Genomic DNA, 21,102 nt, shown 5'->3' on the forward strand with positions numbered 1-21,102 from the left:
GCGCATTAAAGCCGCAGTGGGGGACGGAATGGCAAAGATTGTGCCTTTAACCGGGTGTCAAAAAGAACTGTGGCTCTCTGCAAAAGCGGCGCTGTCCGACTATGCTGAAACCTCCATTCGGGGTTGTTATCACGTTGACGCCCGGCTCGATCCCGATCTGTTGCGCCAGGCCATCAAGCGCACGCTGCATTTCACGCCTCTGCCCGCCGCCTCCCTGTGCCAGGATGAAGCCGAGCCGTACTTTCTTGTGGGTGAACCGCAGGAGCCTGATTTCAGGGTTCTGGACGCCGCAGCGCAACCGGACCCCGCCGCCGCTGCCGACCACATGATCGACGAGTTTTTTGAAGAACCGGTCGAAAATCCTCTTATGCGCTACGCCCTTGTCATCACTGGCGAGGCAAGCTGCATCGTTGCCATGAAGTGCTCGCACGTGGTGTTGGACGGGCTGGCATTCTTTTTTCACATAGCTGTCATTGCGGATGTTTACACAGCACTGGCACGCGGAGAAACGCCAGACCTTGGCGAGCCGTGCTCCTGCGAAGAAGCCTACCTTGAAGATCAGGCGCACTGCGCCTCGCCGCGTTTTCAGAAAGACATGGCCTTTTGGCAGGAACACCTCTCCCGCCTGCCAGAAAAACGCCTGCTGCGCGCCCTGCCGGGGCGGCCCGATGTGCTTGGCGCGAGCCGTCACCAGAAGTTTGTGCTGTCAGAAAAAGCCTCGCGCGAAACATCGGCGCTCATTGCCGCCCACAAGGTCAGCCCCGCAGTGTTTTTTACGGGCATCTACGCACTCATTGTATCGTTCATGAGCGGAGAAAAGGACATTGTGGCTCTTGCCCCCGTGGCCTACGGGGAACGCAAGGTGCTGTACAGGCGACAGGGGGCCATGATGTCGCTGCCGCCCCTGCTGGTGAACGTGTCCGCGCACGATACCCTTGCCGGGCTTCTGGAGGCCATCAGTGCGCAGAACGGCTCGTTTTACCGCCATGTGCGCACGCCTTATCAACTGGCTGCCCGCCAGCTTGAAGGCAAAAATTTTGCATTTCTGGCAGATACCTTTGTCAATTTTCTGCCCAATACGCCTCCCGGTACGCCGGAATTCCCCATTGTCGAAGCGGAGCAGCGGCACAGCGCCAAGGAGCCGATCCTTTTTGGCACGCTGGTCATGCAGGAACTGCGCTCGGGCTGCTTTTCGCTCACGGTGCGCAATAGTCGCAACCACCTGAGCGACAGGGATGTGGAGCGCTTTGTCGCCCGCGTTGAGAGCGTAGTGGCCCAGCTTGCCGCTGGCATTGAGCCGCCGCAGCTTGACTATCTGCTGGACGAAGAAAAGCGGGAACTCGCGCGATGGAGCAGCGGCCCTGCCAGAACGTACGATATCCGTTCCTTGCCGGAACTTTTTGACGTGGCTGCGGATGCCTTTGCCGAGCGCGTTGCCGTCAGGGACGAATGGGGCAATGCCCTTTCGTACGCGCAGGTGCGGGAAAATTCCCTGCGTTGCGCCTCGTGGCTGGCTGGGCAGGGCGTTACCCGGGGCGGCATTGTGGCGGTGGCGGCGCAGCGCACAGCCAATCTGCCCGAAGTTGTGCTTGGCATACAGCGGCTTGGCGCAAGCTATCTGCCCATCGACCCCAAGGCCGCACCCGACCGCATGGCTTATATTGTGGAAGACGCCGGGGCAGACATCACGCTTGATCTGGCCGACCTTACCTACCGCCAATCCCCAATAACGCCCTTGCCGCAAGCGCCCTGGGTAGAGGATGGAGCCTACCTGATCTACACCTCCGGCTCCACGGGCAAGCCCAAGGGGGTGCTGGCTCCGCACGGCGGCTTTGCCAATATGATTCAGGGGCAGATCGAGCTTTTTGGCGTACAGGCAGATGACCATGTCTTGCAGTTTGCGCCGCCCATTTTTGACGCTTCGTTGTCGGAAATGTTCATGGCTCTGCTGGCAGGGGCCGCCCTGTATCCGGTGAGCGACCAGTGCCGCAACGCGCCCTGGACGCTGCGGCAGTACATGATTGATAACGATATCACCGTTGTCACCCTGCCGCCCTCGTACCTCAATCTTTTTGAGGGTGAGCCCTTCCCCGGCTTGCGAGTGCTCATAACGGCGGGCGAGCCGCCGGTGGTGGGCGATGCCCTGCACTATGCCAAGGGCCTGCGTTATTTCAACGCCTACGGGCCCACGGAAACGTGCGTCTGCGCGGCCATGAAGGAAGTTTTGCCCTTTGAGCCGCAACCCATCAGCGTGGGCAACCCCATCCCCAACGTGACGCTTTCCATCCGCAATGGCGAGGGGCGCGAGATGCCCGCAGGCATGGCGGGCGAACTGTGGATAGGCGGGGCAAGCCTTGCCATCGGCTACCACAACAAGCCTGAAATGACGGAGCAGCGTTTTATCCACCTGCCGCAGGAAGGAAACCCCCGCTTTTACGCGTCTGGCGATCTGGCCTTGTGGTCGGACAGGGGCGAAATCCTGCTGCTGGGCCGCGCTGACGATCAGGTGAAGATTCGCGGCAACCGGGTGGAGCTGGCAGAGGTAGCCTGCCTGCTTGAAAGCTGTGAAAGCGTCAGTCAGGCGGCGGTGCTGGCCGTCAAGGATGCGGGCGGTCAGGCCAGCCTTGCGGCTTTTTTTGTGCTGCGGCCCGGCGCATCCATAGAAGAGGTGGTTTCGTGGAGCAGAACAAGCCTGCCGCCCTACATGCTGCCCTCGGCCTGGCACGTGCTGGAAGCCATGCCCCTTGCCCCCACAGGCAAGATAGACCGCAAGGCCTTGCAAAACCTTGCACGGCGGGGCGAAGCGCAGGGCGGCAGTGACCGCAAGCCCCATGCGGGGCTTCTGGAGATTTTTGAGCGCGTGCTTGGTCGGGCCTATGATCCAGAAAAGAGCTTTTTTGCCCAGGGCGGCAACAGTCTTAACGCCATGTCGTTGCTGCATGCCATCCGCAAAACCTTTAACGTTGATATTTCATTCCGCAGTTTTGTCAGCTGCGAAACGCTGTTCGATGTGGAATCCCTGCTTGGCGGTGTCCGCGCGGAATCAGCACTTGCGGGCATTGAAAGCGCGCCGCTCAGTACCGGGCAGTTCCGCATCTGGGCCTACCAGCAGGTTAACGAAGGCTCCATTGACTACAACATGCCTCTGCTGCTTGAACTGCGCGGCGACAGAACCGCAGATTTTCTGGAAGGCCTGCGCAGGGCCGCCAACGCGCAGGAGCTTTTTCACTGCACAGTGGCGGGAGATATAGACAATCCCCATTTTGCGCGGGGCAAGGGCGAGGTCTATCTGTGCAGCGTGGCCATTGCCGATGCGCGCGAAGCGGCGGTGTTTTTTGACCAGCAGATACACACGCCTTTTGACCTTCGTGTGGAGCCGCCCGTGCGCCTTGTGGCCGCTGTTTTGCCGCAGTGCGTTCAGGTGCTGGTGCTGGTGCACCATGTGGCGGGCGATGGCGAAACCCTTGAAATTCTGCTGCAAAATGCCTTGCGTTACTTGAGGAGCGAACCGCCCGTGCGCGGTCTGCTGGCTGTGCAGGAGGCTTTTTGCCGTAGGCAGGCTGCCTATGCAGCATCGCCAGCCTGCGCAGATGATGCGGCCTACTGGCAGGAGGTGCTTACGCCGCCAGTGCCCACGGTGAATCAGGCGGCAGGAGCCGCCAGCCGAAAGGGCGCCATGGTTGGCGTTGATCTTGATGCGGAAACCGCACAGGGATTTGAAATTCTGGCAAAAAATTCTGGCGCGAGCGTGCTGGCCTGCTTTGTGGCCTTGGCGGGGCGCGCGCTCTGCCGCCGTTTTGAAAGAAAAGAACTGCTGCTGGGTGTGCCCATGGGGCTGCGCGAAACGCAGGACGAATTCTGCGCTGCCGGGTTCTACGTCAACACCGTCCCCCTGCGTGTGCGCCTTGACGGCCTTGAAGACAGCGCCGCCGTGGCCGATGCCGCCCGGCAGATGCGCCAGGCCATTGAACACAGCCGTTATTGCGCTGCGGATATCGTCCCCGAATTTTTGGCAACACATGCGCATTTTGAACCTGTGGGTGTTCCGGGGCTTGAACTGAACCGGCTGGAGCTGGAATTGCGGGCCAGCAAGCTCACAGCCAGCTTTACCCTCGTAACGGGCACGGCTTCACGCATTGTGCTGGAGTACGACGCGGGTTGCATAGCCGATGCCCCGGCCCTGCTGGATGATCTGGCGCAGAGCATGCGCCGCGCCTGCGAAGGCCTTGCCCGCCGCAATCCCCGGCAGGTATTGGCCGATGCCTGGCGCGAGATTCTGCACCCCGGCAGTTCCAGCGCAGTGCAGGAAGAAAGCGACTTTTTCCGCGATGGCGGCGATTCCATCAAGGCTATCCAGATAACGGGCATTCTGCGCCGCAGCGGCATAACCGCCCTGAGCGCGCCGGATTTTTTGCGCAAGCCCCACTTTGGCGATCTCTGCACCCTGCTGGAAAGCGCCGACAGCGAGCTTTCTGCAGCGCAGGCGATGGACTACACGCCTGTTATCCCTGGCGAGCAGGTTCCCCTGCTGCCCTTTGCCCGCTATTTCCTGAGCGCGCATCCCAGCCACTGGCGGCAGTTCTTCATGATGATGCCGCTGGAAATCCGCGCGGATGTGCCAACGGCGACCATTGAAGCATGGCTGCAAACCCTGCCGGAAAATCATGAATCCCTGCGCATGGCCTTTGCGCCGGATCACGCCGTGCTGCTGGCTGAGCCGCAAAAAATAATCCTGCACTGCCGCGATTTCTCCGACACTGTGGAGCAGACAAGCCTGCTGCGCGAGGCGGTGGGGGAGATCACGGCGGGCCTTGATGCAACATGCGGCAAAACTCTGGGGGCCATGCTGGCCCGGCACGGCGAGAGGCGCTTCTTGCTGCTGGTGGGGCATCATCTTGCACTGGATGCGCTCTCGCTTGAAACCCTGCGGCAGGGCTTGCTCCATTACTGCCGCACAGGCAAAGCCCAGCGAGAAGCGCACGGCCTTGCCCTGCGCGCCCGCGAGGTTGAACGCTTGCGCGCTGGCGGAGTATTCCCTTCTGCGGCGCAGCGCGCCTTGTGGCAGGCTGCCTGCGCCGAACCATGCGTACCCTTGCGCGGCCTTTTGTCCCAGAGCCGGGACAGGAGTCGGGACAGGAGTCGGGACAGGGCAGCCAGCCGTGCCCGTCTGGCTGCGCAGCTTGAGGGCTTCCGGCTGGAATACAGCACCGATGCCAAGGCCGATCTGCTGTCCGCTCTTGCCTGCGCCCTGCATGCTCAGGGGCAAAAGGGGGCGGTGCGCGTAACGCTCGAGAGCCACGGGCGCGATGAGCTTTTGCCGGGCTTTGACGCCAGCCGTAGCCTTGGCTGGTTTACGGCAGTCTGCCCCATGCCGCTTGAGCCTGCCCTGAACTACGCGCAGGCCCGCGAAGTCCTCGGCCCCTGGCTGGCGCAGCATTTCAGCCCTGAAAACTGCAATGCCTATGGGTACTTGCGGCAGGAAAACCCCACTGAATTTGGTTATGCGGCGCAGATTGCCTTTAACTATCTGGGGCGTGTGACGGGCCAGCCTGACGAAGAGGCCTCCCTGATGATTTCGGCTCTGGCTCCGGGGCTTATCCCCGAACTTATCCACGCCGATATGGAGGCGGATGCCCCGCTGGAGCTTTCGGTCTTTTTTGACCAGCAGGGCATCCTGCACCTCGGGGCGTGGTTCAGCCCGCACTGTCTGCCGTATGATTGGGTTTCCGGCTTGCTCCAGAGCTGGCTTGCCGCCCTGAAGACCCTGCCCGCCTATCTGCCGCAGCAGACCCTGGACGCCATTTTTGCCGCCTGCGGCTGCCATGCGGACGACGTGGAGCGCATCGCACAGCCGGATGCCGGGCATGCGCCCTTGCTGTATCAGTCCCTGCTTGCGCAATCAGGAGTTTACACCCAGCAGGTGGAATTTCATTTTCGCGGCCCGGTGGATATTTTTGCGCTCATGCACGCGTGGGAAGCGCTCACCGCACGGCACGAAAGCCTGCGTTCCCTCTTTCCCATGCCCGTGGAGGGCGAATTTTACCGCGTGGTGTTGCTCAAGGGCCGCACCAGCCTTGAGTTCCACGATTTCTCCCATTTGCCGGAGGCCGAGGCCGAAGCGGAAGCGCAGGCTCTGCTGCGCGCGGAACGGCAGCGCGGCTTTGACGTGCAGCGCGGCCCCCTGCTGCGGGCGCGGTTTTTCCGCCGAGGTGCCAACCGCGTGGTCATGAGCTGGTGCTTCCACCATCTGCTTATGGACGGCTGGTGCATGGGCGTATTGCTGCGGGAGCTTTTTGCCCTGGCCGGGGCCAAGGGCGGGCCGGAGAACAGCCGTTTGCCGGAGCCTTTCCCGCTGGAAATCTATTCCCGCTGGCGCGCGCAGTTTGATGAACGTGCGGCGCGGGCCTACTGGGCCGGATTGTTGCAGGATTTCAACGGGCCGACCGGGGTTGAGCTGGCCCAACCGGTTCCCCATGCTGGCGCTTCCGGCGAATTTGACGAGCCGCAGACAGTGGAACTGGAGCTGGACGCCGCCCTGAGCGCCAGCCTGCAAGAACTGGCAAAAACGGAGGCGGTGACGCTCTCCGCCCTTGTTCAGGCCCTGTGGGCCATTGTGCTCGGCAATGCCAACAATGGCTGCCGCGATGTGGTCTTTGGCGTTGTTACTTCCGGCCGCCCGGCGGAGCTGGCGGGCATTGAGTCCGCCGTGGGGCTGTTTATCCAGACCTCGCCGCTGCGCGCACGCTGGACAGCCAGCGATTCCCTCTGTGCGCTGTTGGCCCATGTGAAAGAGCAGAGCCTGCAACAGATGCGCTATGGCTATGTGCCCCTGGCTACACTGGGCAGAAATCTGCTCGACCACCTGATGGTCTTTGAAAATTATCCTGTGGATACGAGTTTTGATCACAATCGTGTTGAACTGTGCGACATGCGCGGTTTTGAAAAGCTGCCTTACGCCCTTGGCATTTCGGTTATTCCCGGCGTGAATCTGCGTTTCCGCTTTTTGTATGATCCCGAGCGGTTGCCAGAGGAGAGGGCGCTTGCCCTGCGCAACGCGCTGTATGCCGTGCTTGCGGCAACGGCTTCAGGGGCCGCGCGTACCTGCCTTGCGCTGGAAGAAGCGGCGAAAAACGCGTTGGCGGACGCAGAAAGGCCCGTCGGAGAGCAGGGCGGAGCAGAGCAGTGCGTTGCAGAAAATGCGCCCGATAACGCTGCCGCCACAGCCGTGCAAGCCCAGGCCCAGCAGACGCTGGATGTGGCGGATCTGGCGGAAACCGTGCGCGCGGCCTATGTCGCCGTGCTCGGTTGTCCTGTGGATTCTGTGGATGCGGATTTTTTCCAGCTTGGCGGCCACAGCCTGATAGCCATGAGTCTGCTCTCGCAGTTGAGCAAAAGCCTCTCCGTGGCAGTGGGCATAGAGGACGTGATGGGCTATCCCAGCCCGCGTGCCCTGGCATCCCGCATTGGCAGTCTGGCAAAACCGGATGCTGTTATTCCGCGAGTGGAAGGGCTTGCAGCCTACCCTCTGTCGCCGGCCCAGCAGCGTATCTGGTTTATGCAAAAGCTGCATGAGGGCGGTCAGGTTTATGTGATTCCTTTTGCTGCGCTGCTGCGTGGCCCCGTCGATGCCGTGGCCCTGCAAAAGGCCCTGACCCTGCTTGAAGAAAGGCACGATGCCCTGCGCCTGCGCGTGGCGCTGGATACGCCGGAGCAAAGCCTTGCCCCTGCTGGCGGTCTGCGGCTTGAGTGCTATGATGCGCCCCTCACCGATGCAACCTATCTGGGCATGAGCCTGCCTCTGGGGCCGGAAAGGCCCTTGGTGCGCGTGGCCCTGTTCCGGCAGGAGGACGGCAGCCATGCGTTGTTGTTCTGCTTCCATCACATCATATTTGACGGCTGGTCGGCGGAACTTATCACCCGCGAACTCAACGAAGCCTACGGCGCCGCGCTGCAAGGCAGTCTGCCGCAGTGGCCGCCCCTGGAACTGGATTTTGCAAGCTACGCCCTGTGGGAATCGCAGCGGGAGGCGGAAGGTCTTGAGCAGATATGCAGCGATCTCGCGCCGCTGCCGGAACGGCTGCGCCTGCCGCTGGATTATCCCCGCCCGGCGGTGCAGCGTTTTGAAGGGGCCGTGCAGAGCTTTGATCTTGGGCTTGAGCGCAGCCACGGCCTCAAGGACTGGGCCTTGCGGGCCGGGGTAACGGTATTCCCCGTGCTGCTCGCGTTGGTGGATGCCTTTTTGCTCCGCCATACCGGGCAGGACGATATTATTGTGGGCTGCCCTGCGGCAAATCGGGAACATGAGCAGGTTCAGGGAGTTGTGGGCCTCTTTGTCAATACACTCGCAGTGCGGGCACGCATGAACGCGCAGGGCGGCTTTGCCGAACTGGCAGGCACGGTGGATGCCGCGTTCAGAAAATCATTGTCCGCTCAAAACTGCCCCTTTGAGAAAGTTATCGAAGCCGTGGGGGTGGAGAGAAATGCCGCGCGCAACCCCCTGTTTGATGTATTTGCCGCGCTGGAAGGCGCAAGCTGGAATGATTTTGACCGCCCCCCCCTGTGCATGGAACCTTTGCCCCTGCCGCACCAGTGCAGCAAGTTTGACCTGAGTTTTTACTTCAAGGAGCGGGAGGACGGCGGCTATACGGTGGATGTGGAATACTGCACCGAGCTTTTCAGCCCGCAGACAGTCCGCCGCATGACCGATCGCCTGCTGACCCTTGCGGACGCCGTGCTGGCTGACGATGCAAAGCCTTTGGCCGAACTGGATATCCTGCCAGCGCAGGAGCGCGCCGAACTCGACAGCTTTAATGACACTGCGGAACTGCTGGATATCACTGCCGACATGGACAGCCGTTTTCGCGCTCAGGCTGCCCGCACGCCCCACGCTCCGGCGGTGCTGGACGTAGCGGGCGCGGCTGTTTCCTACGCGCAGTTCAACGCGCAGGTGGATGCCGTGTGCGCATGGCTGCATGGGCAGGGCGTGGAGCGCGGTCAGTCTGTGTGCGTATGCTTTGAGCGTTCGCCCGCAATGCTGGCCTGCATTTTTGCCGTATTGCGGCTTGGGGCCGTGTATGTGCCGCTTGCCGCCACCTTGCCCCTCGAACGCATGCGGTCTGTGTTTGAAGACCTCGGGCAGTGCGCGGTGCTGTGCGATGAGCGCTTTGCGGAAGCCTTCTGCCAGAATGGGCAGTGCGGTCAGCGCATACTCTCGCCTGATTTTGAGGCCTTGACTGCTGGCGCGCAGGTGCCTGGCGGCGCTCCTCAGTATGAAGCGGAACCCTTGCCGCCTGATTCCCCGGCCTACGTGATCTTTACTTCCGGCTCCACCGGGCGGCCCAAGGGCGTGATTATCGAACACGCCAGCGTTGCCAACCGTCTGTTGTGGATGCAGTCGCGCTTTCCCATCGGGCAGGGCGATGTGGTGCTGCAAAAAACCACCATCACCTTTGACGTGTCGGTGTGGGAACTGTTCTGGTGGTCGTGGCAGGGCGCAAGCATTGCCCTGCTGGAACCGAATGCGGAAAAAAATCCCGCTCTCATCGTGCAGGCCATAGAAGCCAGCCGGGTCACGGTGCTGCATTTTGTGCCGTCCATGCTGCGGGCCTTTCTGGATCATCTGGAGGGGCACCCCGGCGATGTGCACAGGCTGCGGTCATTACGCTATGTGTTCACCAGCGGCGAGGCCTTGCCCCGAGAGCTGGTGGCGCGGTGGAATGCCCTGACCAATGCGGAACAGTTGCAGGTGGAACTGCACAATCTCTACGGCCCCACCGAGGCTACTGTGGACGTAACGTGGCAGCCCTGCATGCACACGCCGCCCCACGCCGTGCCCATTGGTCGCCCGGTGAGCAATACCCGGCTGTATGTGCTGGATGCCTGCAAGCACGCTGTGCCGCTGGGCGTTACGGGCGAGATTTATATCTCGGGCGTACAGGTTGCCAGAGGCTATCTGAACAGGCCCGATCTCACGGCCCAGCGTTTTATGGATGATCCCTTTGCCTCCGGCAGCCGCATGTACCGCACGGGCGATCTGGGGCGCTGGCTGGCTGATGGCAGCATTGAATATCTCGGGCGCAACGATGATCAGGTGAAAATTCGCGGCTACCGCATTGAGCTTGGTGAGGTCGAGACGGCGCTTGGGCGCTGCCGGGGCGTGTCGCAGGCAGTGGTGCGGATGGGGCGCATTGGCGACTACGCGGCGCTTGAGGCCTTTTTGCTGCCGCAGGGCGGCGCGCGGCTTGATCTGGCGGGCATCCGCGCGGAGCTTGCGGCCCTGCTGCCCAACTACATGTGCCCGTCCCGCTTTTTTGTGGTGCAAGACATCCCGCTGAGTCCCTCGGGCAAGGCCGACCGCAAGCGCTTGCAGGGCCAGCCCCTGCTGGCGGGTGGAGAAAGGAGCGCCGTCCCTGAGCATGGCCCGGATGGATTGCAGTCTGGCCCCCAGTCTGGTATGGAATCCGGTATTTCTCCTGCACTGATCGAAGCCGTGCGCGAAGTGTGGCGGCAGGTTATGCCAGAAGTGGAAGCGGGGCCTGATCTGGGATTTTTTGACGCGGGCGGCAATTCGCTCCTGCTGGTGCGGCTGCATGCCCTGCTGGACAAACAGTGGGCGGGAGTATTCACGCTGGCGGGGCTTTTTTCAGAAAGCACCATCCGCGCGCAGGCCGCCTTTATTGCGCGGGTGCAGCATGCTGGCAGCAGCGTTGCAACCTGCCGTGCAACCACAGCGCCCATAGCCATTATCGGTATGGCCGTGCGCCTTGGCGACTATGCCGATGTGCAGAGCTTCTGGCGCGATCTTGCCAGAGGCGCGGACAAGAATATTCCCATGCCCGAAAAACGGCGCGGCGAAACGCGGCAGATATTTGATGCCGTGGGCCTTGCCTTTGACGATGCCCGCCTGCGCGATGCGGCCTATCTTTCGGATATTTCCTCCTTTGATTACCGGCGGTTCGGGCTTTCACCCAACGATGCCAGTCTGCTTGACCCGGCCCAGCGCGTGTTTCTTGAAACAGCCCTGCGTGCTCTGGACGATGCGGGCTACGGCGGCAGCGCCCTTGAAAATGCCGATGTGGGCGTTTTTGTGGGGGCAAGCCCGGTCCGCCTGTTCCAGACTGCCGTAACGCGGGCCTTTCCCGAGCTGGCGGAGCAGACCTACCTGCTCAATGTGCCTTCCAACGTTTTGGCCCGCCTGAGCTACATGAAAAACTGGCACGGCCCTGCGGCCAGCGTTGATACGGCCTGCTCGTCTGTGCTTGCGGCCCTGCATCAGGCCTGCCGCAGCCTGCACGAGGGCGAGTGCGCCGTGGCCCTTGTGGGCGGCGCGCACGTTATTGATCTGCCTGTAAAGGCCGATGCGGCCTTTGCCATCGAGTCTTCCTCTGGTCGCACCAGAACTTTTGACGCCGGGGCCGAAGGCGTTGGCGCGGGCGAAGGGGCGGCGGTCTTTCTGCTCAAGCCGCTGGATGCCGCACTGCGCGATCACGATGCCATACATGCGGTGATCCCCGGCAGCGCCGTCAATCAGGACGGCAAGTCCTCCAGCATGGCCGCGCCCAATCCTGAGGCGCAGGCCGAGGTTATTGACCGCGCGGCGCGGAATGCGGGCGTTTCGCTGGCGGACATCCAGTTTTTTGAGGCCCACGGCACGGCGACGGTTCTGGGCGACCCTGTGGAAATCGAGGGTCTGCGCAGGGCCTTTGTCCGGCAGGGTGCGCGGCGGGAGCACAAGGCGCTTATCGGTTCGGTCAAGGGCAACCTGGGGCATCTGGATGCCGCCGCTGGCGCTGCTGGCCTTGCCAAGGCCGTGCTCTGCCTTGAAAACGGCCTTGTGCCGCCGCAGCCGCATTTTGAGCGGCCCAATCCGCACATTGATTTTGAGGCCGCGCCCGTGCGCGTGGCGCAGATGCTTGAGCCGCTGCCTCCGCAGGAGCGGCCCTGGCGTTGCGGCGTCAGTTCTTTTGGCATCAGCGGCGTAAACACCCATGTGATTGTGGCGGAGCATCAGGCGGGGCCTTTGCCGCAGGATGATGGGTACTGGCAGTGCGTGGTGTTTTCCGCCCCGGACGAGGCCTCGTTGCAGGACTACGCCAGGGCGGTCGCGGCGGCTGTGGCGCGCAACGCGGGCTGGCCCCTGCATGCCGTTGCCGCAACCCTCATGACAGGGCGGGATGCCCTGCCTGTGCGCGCGGCGCTTGTAGTGCGTTCCCGGCAGGAACTGCTTGAACAGCTGAACGCAGGGGTCACGGGCATTGCCGTGGGCAATGCGGCACGCCATGACAGCCGGGACGGTATGGAAAATATGCTCCCCGGCGCATTCTTTGTTTCGCAGGAAGCGGCGCAGGCAGCCGCCAGCGCCTATTTTGCCGGGGCAAGCCTTGCATGGCCCGCAGAAAAGCCCGTCTACAGGGTGCATCTGCCCGCAGCCCCCCTCGCCGCCGCTACGCTGTGGCCGCGTTTTGCAGCGCACTTTCTTTCCGAGCCTGTCATGACGCCTGCCGGAAAGGCCTTTGCCCTTGCCGTGGACAGGCCGGATTTCTGGCCTGCGGCAGAGCACAGGCTTGAGGGCACCCCCTTGCTGGTGGGCATGAGCCTGTTGGATTGTCTGGGCTGGATTGGCGGAGCCGCACCTCTGAGCCTGCACGATCTGCGCTGGCGCAAGCCCGTAACCTGCGGCCCCGGATGCCGCGCTGTGCTGCTGGCGCAGGAGCAGGGCGATGCTCTTGCCGTGGAACTGCACCACTTTGAGCCTGCCACCAGCAATTCTGGTGAGGCTTCCAGAAAAGGACAGACCACAGGCACATGGAGCGTGGCCGCCAGCGGCCTGGTGCGCGGCGGGATTGCTCGCCCTGCGGCATTGAACCTGTCAACATTGCGCGAAAGCCTGCACGAAATAGCGCAGCAAGATACGCCGGAAGATTCGCCGCTCATGGTTAGCGGGCGCTGGCAGTGCCGCAAGGCGCTCTGGGTGTCGGAAGACGGCAATACCCTGCTGGCGGAGCTGTGCCTGCCCGAGGCCTATCGGGCGGATTTCAATACCTTCCGCTGGCATCCGGCCATGATGGACATTGCCGCAAGCCTTGCCCTGCGCGGCGCTTACGGTTTTGTGCCCGCTGGTTGCCGCATGGTGCGGCTCCACAGCCCCCTGACTGCACAGGCCTTTGCGCTGGTGCGTATCTCTGACCGCCAGCAGGGCATGATCGTGGCCGACTGCACGGTGACAGACGCCTCCGGTCAGATTGTGGCGGAGCTTGAAGGAATGACCTTTATGGCCCTGCGCAAGGGGCAAAGGGCTGGCAGACCCGGCCCGGAGACGCCGCAGCCGGAACTGTACACCATTGGCTGGAAACAGGCCGATCTGGAAGGCTCTGTTGCCGGGCCGCAAAACATCATCTTGCTTGGCGGGCAGGGCAGCCTTTTGGGAGAAGCCCTGGAGCCGCTTGCCCACGCGCACCGTCCCTTGCCCTTGCAGGCGGATGAAGCCCGCGCTCTGGCGCGTGAAATCCTTGCCAGCCCCACAGACCATCTGCTCTGGCTGCCCAGCTTGAAGTCTGACGTGCAAAACGACACATGGCCGCTCTGCGCCCTGCTGCAAGAGATTTGCAGCGGCGGTCTGCGCCGCCCTCTGCGCGTCACCGTTGTGGGAAGCGGTGCCTTTGTGCCGGATACCTCCGCCCACGAACCGCATCTGGAATGTTTGCCGCAGGGCGCATTGTATATGGGGCCGCTGCTCTGCCTGCCGTGGGAAGAACCCAGAATTTCCTGCGCCTATGTGGAGCTTGAGGAGCAGAACGCGGATTCCGTAGCGGCCTTTGCGGCCAGCCTCGGCCTGGTTGACGGGCCGTATGTGGCGGCGCACGATGGCACTGTGCGTGTGCGTGAGCTGGTCACGCTGCCATCTGCGCCTGCCTCTGCTGCCACGCCTGTCATCACAAAGGACGGTTGCGTGGTGATCACCGGGGGGCTTGGGGGCATGGGCCAGACGCTGGCGCGCCAGATTCATGAGCGCCACGGCGCGCGCGTGGTTTTGCTGCACAGAAGCAGCCAGTTGCCGTCCCATGCGCTGGAGGGCGTGCCCTTTGCCGCCTTCCACTGCGACGTCACGGATGCCGCGCAGGTTGAAGAGGTTTTTGCAAAAATCCGGCGCGAGGTCGGCCCCGTGCAGGGCGTGATTCATACGGCTGGCGTGGCTGGCAGGGGTTACCTGCTGACCAGCCACAGGCAGGGATACGAATCCGTGCTGGCCCCCAAGGTGGCTGGCACCTGGAACCTGCACAAGGCGACCCTTGCCGATGATCTGGCCTTCTTTGTGCTGGCTTCATCGCGCACAGCCCTTGTGGGCGCGCCGGGGCAGAGCGATTACACCGCCGCCAACGCCTATCTGAACGCCTTTGCCCGGCATCGCCGCAGCCTTGGGCTGCCCGCGCTTTCTATCAACTGGAACACATGGTCGGGCGTGGGCATGGCCGCCCGCGAGGGGCTTGGCAACGGGCCGGAGGCCGCAACCATGCTTGCGCCGCAGCAGGCCCTTGCCGTGCTAGAGGCCGCGCTTGCCAGCGGCGAGGAACTTGTGGTTGTGGGCATGACGGGCGAAAACACAGCGGATTTTGCCCTTAACGGCCTGCCCGGTAGCGAGTTGCCCGGCAGCATGTTGGGCGGCGTGTCAATCAGCGGCGGATCTGGCGGCCAGGCAAGGCAGGCGCAGCCCATGGGCAATGCCAATCATTTCGATGGGGCAGCTTTGCTCGAGATTATCCGCGATTGCCTTGGCTATGACAGGCCCCTGACCAGAGAGGACGATTTTTTTGATCTGGGCGGGGATTCCATTGCCGCAACGCGTATTGTGAACCGGCTGGACAAGGAGGCGGGGCTTGCCCTCGCGGTGGCGGATCTGCTGGAAAGCGACACCCTCGGCGATATTGTCGACTGCGCCCTTGCCTCGCGCAAGCCAGCGCAGACGCAGCAACAAGCAGAGGAAACAACGCCGGTTCTGGATAAGTACCCCGTGGGCAACGAGCAGCTTGCCATCCTGTATGCAGATATGGTCAGCGAGGGCGATCTGGGTTTCAACCTGCCAGCATTCCTTGTGATGCCGCCCGATGCGGATGCGGCGCGGCTTGAAAAGGCCCTTGCCCAGCTTGTGGAGAGGCACGAGGCGCTGCGCACGAGCTTCTGCGATTTTGAGGCCGAGCGTCCGGCCATGATTATTCATCCCTTCACCGGGTTTACCCTTGAAGAAAGGCGCATCCCCGATCTTGCGCACAAGGATGCTGTTATACGGCCCTTTAACCTGCGGAACGAAATGGGCTTTCGGGCCTGCCTGCTTGTGACTGACGCGGGTGAAAAAGTGCTGTTCCTCGATGTGCACCACGCCCTTGGCGATGGCAGAACCATGTCGCTGCTCAATGTGGAATTGTACCGCCTGTACCACGGGCTGGAGCTTGCACCTGTGACCGCGCAGATGAAGGATATCGCCTGGCAACAGGTCACGCATCCCGATGCCGAAGCCGCCGCCTACTGGCAGAATATTTACAAGGGCGAACTCCCCCGGCTGGATCTGCCCGCATCGCATCCCCGGCCCCGGGTGCACACGGGCAGGGGCGGCACGTATGAATTCGACCTCGCGCCGGAACTGGTGCAGGGCATCAAGGGCCTGGCCCGCAGGGAAGGGCTGACCAACTATCAGGTTTCGCTCTGCGCCTGGAGCCTGCTTGCTCAGGCCTACACCGGCGCGCAGGATATTGTGGTCGCTGTTTCTGTGGACGGGCGGGGCGAACATCTCAACACGGCGGGCATGCTGGCCTCCGTGCTGCCGCTGCGTTTCAGCATAGACCCCGGCCAGCCGCTGTCCGCCCTGTTGCGCGCCACGCGGCAGGTAAGCAATGAAGGGATGCGTCACCGGGCGTACATCCTTAACAGCCTGCTGGCGGACCTCAAGCAGACCGCATGGCCGGACAGATCGCCATTGTCGGAGATCATTCTCTCATACATGAACTTTGAATTCGCCGCCGAAGGGCAGGGCCTGTTTGAATCCCTGCGGTTCAGCAAATTCTCCAGCAAGACGGATCTTTCCGTCTTTGTGAGCGATATTGGCGAGCGCATAAGCATCGCCCTCGAATACTACGCAGACCTGTTCAGCGAGGCCGATGTGCTGCGCATGGCCCGCGATTATGTGCGCATACTTGAACTGATGACCTCCGCGCCAGCGGATGCGCCGCTGCGCTTCACGCCCACTGCCCTGCCGCGCGCCGCTGGCGGAGCGGTCAGCCTTGAGCAGTGCGAAGATTTGGCCCCGGCAGCCGTGCGGCAGGGCATTGAGGCCGTGGCAGCGGGCAAAGGTGCATCTGCCGAAGCTGTGTTGCTGGCGGTGTTTGCCGTGCTGATGGGCAAGGTGACCCAACAGGAGCAATTTGTGGTGGAGGTGCCGCCAGAGCGCGCCATCAGGTTCAGCATTGACGACAATATGGAGTTTGACGAACTGCTGGCCTTTACGCAAAGGGAGCTGACGCAACAGACTGGTATGGGCGATGCTGACCACGGGGGCTCTGGCCTTGCTGATGATGCCATGCCCCTCATGCAAAGCGCCCTGCGTTTCGGTTTTGCATTTGCGCGGGAGGGCGTCTCTATCCCTGATGCGCAAGGCAAGGGTTACGGTCTGTTCTGTTCGGTTCGGGAACAGGAGGAAGGTCTGGCCCTGCATTTTGCGTATGAGCCGCAGCAAGTTGGCGCGGGAACCGCTCAGGACTGGCTGACCTATTACGGGAATTTTCTTGAAGGCATAATTGAGGGAGCGGCATGATGAAGTTATCGGATTTTTCCTTTGCCGCACCTGCAAAAAAGTCTGCAAGGCCCGAACCTGCCAGTATTTCCGGCTCCGGCCCGCAAACAGCGGGCAGCGCGCAGGCAGGAGGGGAGTTTGCCAGCCTTGAGCACCTCTTCCGCGACATTGCTGATGCAAGGCCAGAAGCCGAAGCCCTGACCGGGGGAGGCTCTGGGCTGACCTTCAGGGAGCTGGACGTTCTTTCGGAGCGCATTGCCCGTTTCATCCTTGCGCAGAGTTATGGGCACGAGGCCGTGGTGGGCGTGCTGTGCGCGCGCGGCGCGGTGTATCTGGCTGCGGCCCTTGGCGTCATGCGGGCCGGATCTGTGTATCTGCCCGTGGAGCGCGAGCAGCCGCAAGGCCGCAAAGAGGCCATGCTGCAGCCTGCGAGCCTGATTATTGCCGACAGCGCATGCCTGCGCGAGGCCGAGTATTTTCACTACAGAAATCCCGGCATCCGGCACGTGCTCTGCCTTGATGCGCAGGACTATGACGATGCCGCCGAAAAGGGCACAGGCCTTGTAAGCACGGAATACTGGGAGCAGGTGGCGCAGGCAGGCTGCGACAGGGGCTGGAAGAGCGACTTTGACGCCGCCCCCTGCCCGCAAAGCGAACTCGCCGCCATGGCCGCTGCTGTGCTTGAAAAATGCGGGCTGGCTCACAAGGCAGAGGCCCGCAGCGCGGAGGATTCCCGCGCAGGCCGCAATGTGCTGGATGTGGGCAGCGGGTCTGGCTGCGTGGCGCGGGCGCTTGCCGGTGCCGCGAAGGAATATGCGGCTGTGGATCTGGCCCGCAATGAACTCAGCCGCCTCGCCGGTTTTGACGCTGCCGCCAGGGTGACGCCGTATCGAATGGAAGCCGCGGACATACATTTTCTTGAAGGCCAGGCCTTTGACGTGGTGGTTATGAACGGCGTGGTGGAAAATTTCCCCGGCTACAACTATCTGCGCAAGGTGCTGCATCACGCTGTGCAGATGCTCACGCCCGACGGACTCGTTTTTGTGGGCGCGGTGCGCGATCTGGATTGCCGCGATGATCTGCGGGCTGCCTTGCAGGCCCATGCCCTTGCCTCCGGCGATCAAAGGGGCCTGCTGCGGCTCGATGCCTCTGAAGAACTGTTTGTTCCACGCCAGTTTTTTACGGAGTGGGCGGCGCGCTGCCCTGTGCCGGTGGAAGTGACGTTCTCGCCCTGCGCACTGGGCCAAACCCATGAGCAGAACCGTGTGGATGGCGGCGAGCGGCACGGGGCGCAGGCCTTCCGCTATGATGTTGTCATCCGACCCGGCGGCAGCCGCCCCCAGGTTACGCTTTCGCGTTTTGGCGCGCAGCATCTGCCGCCTGCGGGCGGGGAAGCCCTGCCTCCATGTGATCCCGCCCAGGCTGCCTATATCGTGTATACCAGCGGTTCAACGGGCACTCCCAAGGGGGTGGTGGTAGAGCACCGCAACCTTATGCACATTTTGCGCGCCCTGCGGCCCTATGCGGCGGGCTGCGAGAGGGTGGGGCTGGTTGCGCCCCTGTCGTTTGACGCTTCGGTGCAGCAGCTGGCCGTGTCTGTCTTCAGCGGCAAGGGGCTGCACGTGCTGTCGGACGAAGAACGCAAGAATCCCTCACTTTTCTGCGCCTGCGCGCGTGAGCGCGGGCTTGACCTGTGCGACATGACGCCCGCGTTTTTCAATGTGCTCACAGACTGGCTCGCCGAGCAGCGCCAGCCCTTGCCGCTCAAGGCTCTGCTGCTGGCGGGCGAGGTGCTGCGGCCCGATGTGATCCGCCAGTTTTACGCCATCCCCGGCAACGAGGGCGTAGTGCTCTTCAATGTGTACGGCCCCACGGAATGCACGGTGGACAGCAGCGCCTTTCGCATAGATATGGGCAACCATCAGGATTTTACCGCCTACCCCATTGGCAGGCCGCTTGAGGGCGTGCGCATCTGCGCTATGGACAAAAATTGTCAGGAACTGCCCGATTCCGTCACTGGCGAACTGTGGATTTTTGGCGATGGCGTGTCGCGCGGCTATCTGAACAACGCCAGCCCCGGCGCGTTTGTGGAAAAAGATGGTCAGCCCTGCTATCGCACGGGTGACAACGGCTATGTGCAGAACGGCCTTGTTTTTTACCGAGGGCGCGAAGACCAGCAGGTGAAGATACGCGGCAACCGGGTGGAGCTTGGCGAGGTGGAAAAGGCCGTGGCGGGCTTTCCGGGTGTGCGGCAGGTGGCCGTGGTGGCGGATACCTTTCGCGCCGGGGAGGAAAAGACCCTCGCCGCCTATGTGGTGGGCGATGTGGATATGGCCCTGCTGCGCGGATATCTGGAGCAACACCTGCCGCCGTACTGCGTGCCCGCCTATTTTGTCCCCATGATGGAACTGCCGCTTTCGCTCAACCGCAAGGTAGACAAAAAGGCTCTGCCGTCACCCCTGGGCGGGGTGGAAGTTCAGCGCGGGCGCATGCCTGCCGGGCCAGTGGAAGAAAAACTGGCCGGGATATGGAAGCGCCTGCTGGGCGTTGAAATTACCGATGCCGATGCAGGTTTCTTCAGTTTGGGCGGTCACAGCATTCTTTCCATCAGGCTTATTGCCATGATTGAAAAGGAAATGGGCGTGCATGTGGCTGTGAACGAGCTGGTCACGCATTCAAGCATCGCGCAGCTTGCGGCCCTGTTGGCGGGAAAGACCGAAAAACGCGAAAGCCCTGTTATCCAGCTGCAACACTGCGAGGGCGGCAAGAACCTTGTTCTGTTTCACCCGGTTGGCGGCAGCGTGTTCTGCTACAGCGACCTTGCGCGCCTGCTTGGGGGCAAATATTCGGTCTACGCTGTTGAGGCGGCTGGCTTCAGCCAGAGGCGCACGTCGCTTACCACAGAGCTGCACACGGTTGAAAGCCTGGCAGAGTATTATCTGGACGAAATACTCAAGGTCGAGAGCCGCGATATCATCTGGGGCGGCTGGAGTTTCGGCGGTCTGCTGGCCTATGAATGCTCCCGGCGGTATGCAGCCCTGGGCGAGCGCAGTGAGCCTGTCATCATTCTTGATACCGTGGCCGACAATACCCGCGCAAAACAGATGGCTGCCAAGGATGACATTGAACTGTTGCAGCTCATTTTGCAGGAAGGCATGGCCTTTGACCCTGTAAAGCTGCGCGCCATGCCACGCCAGCAGCAACTGGACTACCTGGTGGAATGCGGAGAGAAAAGCGGATTGTTGCCTGCCGGATTCAGCGCCGTGCAGATGGACAACCTGCTGCTGACCTATCGCGGCAACACCCTGGCGGCTGCGCGCTACGAGCGGCCAAGCCCTTCAGACTGCAAGCTGCTGCTGGTGCGCGCGCTGGATTTTGCAAACAACCCGCAAATTATAATGAATGATGACTACCAGGGCTGGAGCCGCTTTTTGAAAAAGGAAAATATCTCGCTGCGCTGGACGCAAGGCACCCACGAAACCATGCTTTCTGCCGGCCTCGCCGCAAACGTGGCACAGCTCATACTGGAATATCTTGAAGGCGAAGGGTAGTTGAAAATATTGTCTAAAAAAAGTCTAGAAATGGTCTTGGAGTATTTCTTAACAATGTTGTAAATCTGTTGTCGGTAAAAAATGAGAGCTATTTCTATTTAGAGATGGCGTAATGCCTGTTTTGCTAACTGTTTTTGCACGGCATTTGCGCTAAGGAAGACCTGTTCTGTTGCTGTAGAAATTTTTTTTCATTTTCCCCTAAAGTTTTTGCTTGAATTTTATGTTCCGGAATGAAACAGTCGTCCTTACGCTTGCAAGGCTGTTTTTTTTTCGGTATTTTTTTTGTTTTTTCGCCCACAGATGTGGATAGTGTGCGGCAGGCCGCTAACGTCGCTCCTTGAACAGCAAAAGCCTGCTGAGGCAACTACCTGTCAGGCAAGCAGAAACATACCGGTGCTTTTTGCGCATATCTGTTTTGGTAAGTACATATTGGGGCTTTGCCTTGCTGGTGTAAGCGCGGCATTGAAGTAGCGACTGTATGTGGTGGTGCGTAATTATAATTATTTATTCCTGCACGGCAGTATTCATGTAATCGTTTTATATCCGTTGCGGGGCTTGTATTTTATTTTGCATCGAGGCTCCTATTTTTATTCAGTTCTTTTGTCTAGTTGCTGCGGAACAGTGCATTGAAGGGTGTGGTCTCATGTTGATACATTCTTGTTGCCAATAAATAAATATCTTATTTCATATTAAGCTGCGCTGATTTTAAGGTTCATTTGGTATTAGTTATTAAAGATTGCGCGCTATTGTCTTTGGTCTGGTTTTTCGTAT

General features: G+C 61.3%; 2 protein-coding genes. Both read left to right on the plus strand.

The annotated features are described in order from the left end of the window. Positions 1–28: 28 nt before the first annotated feature. Positions 29–16,801, plus strand: coding sequence for a non-ribosomal peptide synthetase (locus VEZ52_RS12045; RefSeq protein ID WP_324837029.1), 16,773 nt, complete (start codon positions 29–31; stop codon positions 16,799–16,801). Then, positions 16,798–20,331, plus strand: a complete 3,534-nt coding sequence (locus VEZ52_RS12050) for an alpha/beta fold hydrolase (protein WP_324837030.1) — start codon at positions 16,798–16,800, stop codon at positions 20,329–20,331. Before VEZ52_RS12045 ends, VEZ52_RS12050 begins: the two co-directional genes overlap by 4 nt. Positions 20,332–21,102 lie beyond the last annotated feature (771 nt).

The organism is Desulfovibrio sp. (assembly GCF_035644575.1).
Classification (GTDB): domain Bacteria; phylum Desulfobacterota; class Desulfovibrionia; order Desulfovibrionales; family Desulfovibrionaceae; genus Desulfovibrio.

Excerpts from the sequence above, each read along its gene's own strand:
- VEZ52_RS12045 (WP_324837029.1), top strand. The coding sequence starts at position 29 with ATGGCAAAGATTGTGCCTTTAACCGGGTGTCAAAAAGAACTGTGGCTC.
- VEZ52_RS12050 (WP_324837030.1), top strand. The coding sequence starts at position 16,798 with ATGATGAAGTTATCGGATTTTTCCTTTGCCGCACCTGCAAAAAAGTCT.